At 39.5% G+C, this 5700-nt stretch carries 7 protein-coding genes; 6 read left to right on the top strand and 1 reads right to left on the bottom strand.

Translation table 11 applies throughout. The features are described from left to right. Positions 1-155: 155 nt before the first annotated feature. Complete coding sequence (locus ABGX27_03055; protein MEO2068470.1) at positions 156-368, bottom strand: hypothetical protein; 213 nt, start codon at positions 366-368, stop codon at positions 156-158. Positions 369-435: 67 nt separating this feature from the next. Between ABGX27_03055 and ABGX27_03050 the strand changes: the two genes are divergently transcribed. From ABGX27_03050 to ABGX27_03025, 6 genes are all read left to right on the top strand, one after another. Further along, on the top strand, positions 436-1083 hold the full coding sequence (locus ABGX27_03050) for a FlgD immunoglobulin-like domain containing protein (protein MEO2068469.1): 648 nt from the start codon (positions 436-438) through the stop codon (positions 1081-1083). A gap of 26 nt (positions 1084-1109) precedes the next feature. Beyond that, positions 1110-3326: a flagellar hook-basal body complex protein gene (locus tag ABGX27_03045; GenBank protein MEO2068468.1), complete on the top strand. Its 2217-nt coding sequence runs from the start codon at positions 1110-1112 to the stop codon at positions 3324-3326. Between the two features lie 3 nt (positions 3327-3329). Then, positions 3330-4127, top strand: coding sequence for a MotA/TolQ/ExbB proton channel family protein (locus ABGX27_03040; protein MEO2068467.1), 798 nt, complete (start codon positions 3330-3332; stop codon positions 4125-4127). Further along, positions 4124-4783, top strand: a complete 660-nt coding sequence (locus tag ABGX27_03035) for a flagellar motor protein MotB (protein ID MEO2068466.1) — start codon at positions 4124-4126, stop codon at positions 4781-4783. The genes ABGX27_03040 and ABGX27_03035 overlap by 4 nt, the downstream gene beginning before the upstream one ends. A gap of 9 nt (positions 4784-4792) precedes the next feature. Continuing rightward, complete coding sequence (locus tag ABGX27_03030; GenBank protein ID MEO2068465.1) at positions 4793-5467, top strand: OmpA family protein; 675 nt, start codon at positions 4793-4795, stop codon at positions 5465-5467. Next, positions 5464-5700 (top strand): hypothetical protein (locus ABGX27_03025; GenBank protein ID MEO2068464.1); only part of this gene is annotated, 237 nt, incomplete at its 3' end. The genes ABGX27_03030 and ABGX27_03025, both read left to right, overlap by 4 nt.

Here is a 5700-nt window from a genome sequence, read left to right as displayed (position 1 = left end):
GGTCTGCTAAAAAAATAATTTTTGAGTTTAAACGGCCCTCTTCAGAATTAGAAGAAAGAACATCAAGGCGTTGGAAAACTTCTTGAGCACTTACAAATACAGGAAATATTAAAACAAGCAAAATAAAAAATATCTTTTTCATACTTCCCTCCTACCTACTTTTTCTTGTAGGTTACAGGATAGTCACAACAGCTCTGATAAGTAACTAGATAGCTCCTCTTTTGAGGACAAACTACCTCTTTTTTACCACAAACGTTTAAAAGCGAAATCTGCGTCTGCACCGGTTTCTTGACCTGCGATTTGTAAGTTGTTCCACCACAGGAGACCAACAGAAAAGATAAAGACACCATAAGACTTAATTTCTTCACAATATCCTCCGTCAAGCTGCCATTTTTGGTATTATTTTAGCACACGAACCTTTTAGCAGAGGCAAATATGCTGACTCAACTTGGTGACGTTCTAACAACCAAAGACCCGAAAGCTATCCAAACACCGGAAAGCACTACCCTCCAAAAAGACGATTTTCTCAAACTTTTGATAGCTCAAATTCAGAACCAAGATCCGATAGACCCGATAAACCCCAAGGAGTTTACAGAACAGCTTACAGCTCTTGCCGAACTTGAGCAGACTTACAACTTCACAGACACTCTCAAGCAGTTCGGCCAAGTAATAGAAAGTCTTAACAAGACAAACCTTTTGTCACTTCTTGGAAAAAAAGTAAAAGTAAAAGGTAACTTAGTATCGGCTGACGGCTCTATTACCGCCGAATACACACTTCGTGAAAGTGCCGAAGTTGTCAAGATAAAAATTCTTAACGAATCCGGACAGGTAGTAAAAGAGTGGGAACTCCAAAACCAACAGGCAGGCACTTACACCGTATCTTGGGATGGGAAAGATGAGTATGGCAACCAGTTAAACGGTACCTTTCGGATAAAAGTTGAAGCCACTGCTAACGGCAGTTTAATCAACGACATAGTTCTTTACTCCACTGGAATAGCTACAGTCGTAAATTTAAAAGATGAAACTATAACTTTGGGAAATGTAGCCTTTCCAATTGAAAATGTCATTGAAGTTTCAAGCTGAAGGAACTCTTTTAAAGGAGGAAAGCGATGCTTCCGTCTCTCTACACAGCCATCAGCGGAACAAAAGCTCAGCAAAAAGCGTTGGACGCAACCTCTAACAACATTGCCAACGCCCAAACGGTTGGCTATAAAAAGCAAAGAGCTAACTTTGCCGACCTTCTCTATACCTTTTACGTTGCAGGAGGAAATGTTTCTTATGTCGGACACGGAGCGTATGTATCAAACTACCAAAACATCATGACACAAGGAGCTTTCGAAACAACAGGTGTAGCAACAGATTTAGCAATCAACGGTAGGGGATTCTTCATAGTTAGAGACCCAAATGCCTACGATGACCCTTACAATACTTATAATGACCAGTTTCGCTTTACAAGAGCCGGAGAGTTCAGCGTAGATTCAGAGGGGAACCTTGTTACTCCCACTGGTCAGATACTTCAAGGTATCAGAAGAAGTGAAGACGGGACTTTTGCCCCGACTACTCCTGCAAACTTAACAGATGTTAATCTAAAAGACTTTGAAGTAATCCCTGCAAAGGAAACTACAAAGGGAGCTCTCTCTTTCAATCTCAATGCAGATACTCCGATTTCAACGGTTCATACTTCTAAAATTGATGCCGGCTTCAGAATAAGACAGTCAAACTCTACTTTTTCAGACCTTGCAGATACAACTGTTTACGATGTTAATGGAAAAGCCTACACACTTAGCAGTCTTCTTAACAATTCTTCTGATGCAAACATTATTTTCAAGCAAAGAGAGGCAGAAATTCATCTGGCCGTCAAGCTAAAACTTGATGCTTCAGATGGAACAAACACCGATTACATTCCCATTCCCGTTTATGACGGAAATGACAGACAGTTTTTTGTAAGATTCGAAAACTACGATTCTAAAAATAGGCAGTGGGATGCATCTCTCTACTACTATGATCCTAATAACGGGAAATACACAAAGATAAGCACCAAGAATGATGCCATTTCCTTTGATAATGCCGGCAACCTTACCTCTGGAGTTATCACCTTCTCGGGTATAGACCTTGACGGAGATGGAAAAGCTAATGAAACGGTAAAAATAGACCCAGCTGGATCACTCTCAGAAAACGGCCTTAGTGATATTATGAACATTCTTGCAAACGAACTCATCAGTTCAAAATGGTGGGCTGACGTAGGAAAGGATCCTGCAGACTCGGGCAACACAACTAGGAAAGTTATAACCTTTGACGGTAACGGTAGCATAGTTAGCATCAAAAACTATGATGAAACACAAGACGTAGACGCGGTCTTTGAACTTTCACTTAACAAAGATTTAGATGGAGATGGTAACAACGATACGCTAAAAATAGACTTTTCCAAAACCGTCCTTAATACTCAGCTTCCTAAAGCTGTTTCTTTCATAAACAAGGAAGGGTTTGACCCTAAGAATCCCAATTCCTACGGATTTTCAACAGCTTTAACGGTTTACGACTCCCTGGGAAATGCCCACCACGTTGACTTTTTTTTCATAAAAGCCGATAAAGATGATAAATTAGACAATGGAATTCAGAATTTTAATTTCTGGAAATGGGTGGCATTTGTTGACGGGAATTTTGACTCGGCGGTTTCAAGCGGAGGAATTCAGTTTAACGAGTCCGGTCAGATAGAAAGACTTTACGATTCCAACGGTAACTTAGTAACCGATGAAAACGGACTACCCTCTACATCCTTTACCCTCTCCATACCTCCTTCCATGTTGACGAATGGAATGCCTCCCAATCTTCCACCAAATCCAAATTACGCTCCGAGCAACCCGATAACCATGACCCTTTCTTTTGCCGGTTCTACCCAACTTGCCGAACCTTCAATGATTCACAGTGCAACTCAAAACGGCTACTCAGCTTCTCAACTTATAGAAATTAGTTTTGAAAAAGACGGAACTTTAGTAGGCCACTACGATAATGGACAGAAAATTGAGCTATACAAAGTACCTTTAGCCGACATGCCAGAAGATACTCTTAAAAGGCTTTCGGATAATCTCTGGGCATTTGCTCCCAAAGTTCCTCTTAACAATGACCCGTACTCCCTCATAAAGATGGACTTTGCCCAAAATTCAGGTCTAGGAGAGGTGATAGGAGGAGCTCTTGAAATGTCAAACGTTGATTTGACTCAGGAGTTTGTTGACATGATAGTAGCTCAGAGGGCTTTTCAGGCAAACACAAAAGTCATAACTACCGACGATGAGATCCTGCAGACAGTTATAAACCTGAAGAGGTAGTAGATGTTTCAAGTTCTTTCTCTTTTAATTCTTTTTTCTCCCTTTGTTGTGCTTGTTATAACTTTGCTTCTCGAAGGCCAGCTTGACCTCTTTGTTAACTATCCGTCTTTGATATTCGTTATTGCAGGAACGCTTACGGCTGGCGCCGCTTCCCTTCCTGTTGACGTTGTAGCAAGAACCTTAAAACCTATATTTTTGGCCTTTTCCTATAAACATGTAAACCTTCAGGAGTTCGTAGAGTTCTTTAACAGACTTTCTGTTTCTTTTCGCCGGGATGGTCTTTTTGGACTTGAAAGAGAAATAGAAGGTAAGAAAGTTCCTTACGAGGGAATAAAAAGAGCAGTTCAGCTTGCAATGGAGATTTCGGATACCAAGACGATAAAAGAGGTACTTGAGCTTGAAAGAAGGTCCTACCTTGAAGACATTGAAAACTCTATAGTGCTCGTGGAAAATTTAGGAACTCTTGCACCGGCCTTTGGACTGCTCGGGACAGTTATAGGACTTATTTACATGCTTGCTAATCTCAAAGACCCTTCAACTATCGGAACCGGCCTTGCTTTAGCACTCCTTACAACTTTCTACGGCCTCGTGCTATCAAACATGTTTTTTACCCCTCTCGCCTCTCGGCTCAGATACCTAAAATCAAGAGAAGAAGTCCTACTTACCTTAGTTGAAAAAGCCATAATATTTATGCTTGAGGGAGTTTCCCCAAAAGTTATAAGAGAATCTCTCTTGGAATCTCTCTCTAAAGGAAAAGTTGACGTCTTTGAAAAAAAGGTTGCTCAAAAGGAACAAAAATGATTGTTTCTCCTCGGTCAAGATGGAAACTGTCGGTTATAGATGTTCTTTTTATTCTTATTATCTTTTTTGTAATAGTTCTTTCCCACTCCACACTTGACATAAGCAAGGTTATCCTCTTTAAAAGCAGAATGGGAGAGATCTCGGGAAATAAAGGTCTTTTAAACTCTCCAAAAAATTCTATCGGCCCACCTATGGTTAGACCTCTGTATCCGCCCCGAAAGAAAGTTCTAAGAAAAATAAAAGGAAAAATGGAAAAACTGAAGGAAAAATACCCTTTTATTAGGGAGTTTAAAGTAATAGAGACAAAAAAAACTATAAAAGTTCTTTTTCCTTGCAAAATAACTTTTGAAAGTGGCTCTTATCGTCTCAAACCAGAAACTATCCACTTTTTGCAGGAAATATGTGAAGCCCTGAAAGATCCATCCATAAAGAAAATCGTAATTAAAGGACATACTGATAACGTTCCGGGAGTTGATAATTGGGTTCTTTCTGCTAAAAGAGCTGAAAGTGTTTTGAAGGTTCTAATAAAAGAATGTAAAATTCCCAAGGTGAAATTTAAAATTATGGCCTGTGCTGATACTGAACCAGTAGCCCCAAATACCTCTCCCGAAGGAAAAGCCAAGAATAGAAGAGTCGAAATTGAACTGCATTTCTAAGAGTTAAAAATGGAATCCTTTGGAAGTAGAAAAAGAAAAGAAAAAGATGCGGTATGGCTTACCTCCTTCATGGATGTTTTATTCATTCTCATAGCCTTCTTTGCTTTATACCTGACTTTTACTGTTATTTCATATCCACCGGAAATATCTATCTTCTTTCGGAAAGCCCACATCTTTGCTGGAAACAAAAGAACAAGAATTGAACTTCCTGACATTTCCCCCCATCTTGCCGAAAGTGTAATAAAGAAGAAATTTAGAAAAGAAGGAATATCAGTTAGCAAAGGTAAAAAAGGGGAGATTATTTTAATCTTCCCTGAAAACTTTCTCTTTGAAAAGGGGAAGTTTCAGCTAAAATCTGAAACAGTAAATTCCCTTGACAAACTTGCAGAAATAATCAAGCAACTTCCAAAAGGAACAAAAGTTTTTATTGTAGGCCATACCGACAGCCTTCCTGTAAAAAATGGAAGCAATTGGGAACTTTCGGTAAGAAGAGCAATTTCTGTGTTAGAATACCTTTTGAAAAAGGGAGTTAAAAAAGATATGCTAAGGGCTGTCGGAGTGGCAGATACTCAGCCTTTAGTAGAAGAAAAGGATGAAAGGACGAGAGCTCTCAACAGGAGAGTAGAGGTTAAAATTTACCTGCCTAAGCCGGCAAATGTTGTTTCTTCCGGGGGTAAGAAGTGAAAAAGGTTATTTTCTTAGTATTGATAATAGCTTTGATTGGCGGAGGAGTTGCAATTTACTTTTACCAGAAAAAAAGTGAAACTTCGATAACCAACTCTTTTAAAATTATGGAGTTAGAGCCTGTAGTTATTAACTTAGCTGACGGCCACTACATAAGAATAGCCATTGCCATAGAATATAGCGGAGACGAAAAAGAGCTCCGCAATAAACTTCCAGTGATCAACGATATTCTC

The sequence above is a fragment of the Desulfurobacteriaceae bacterium genome, from assembly GCA_039832905.1.
Lineage (GTDB): Bacteria > Aquificota > Aquificia > Desulfurobacteriales > Desulfurobacteriaceae > Desulfurobacterium.
The sequence above is the reverse complement of the archived record's forward strand: the minus strand, read 5'-3'. Positions and strand labels throughout refer to the sequence as shown.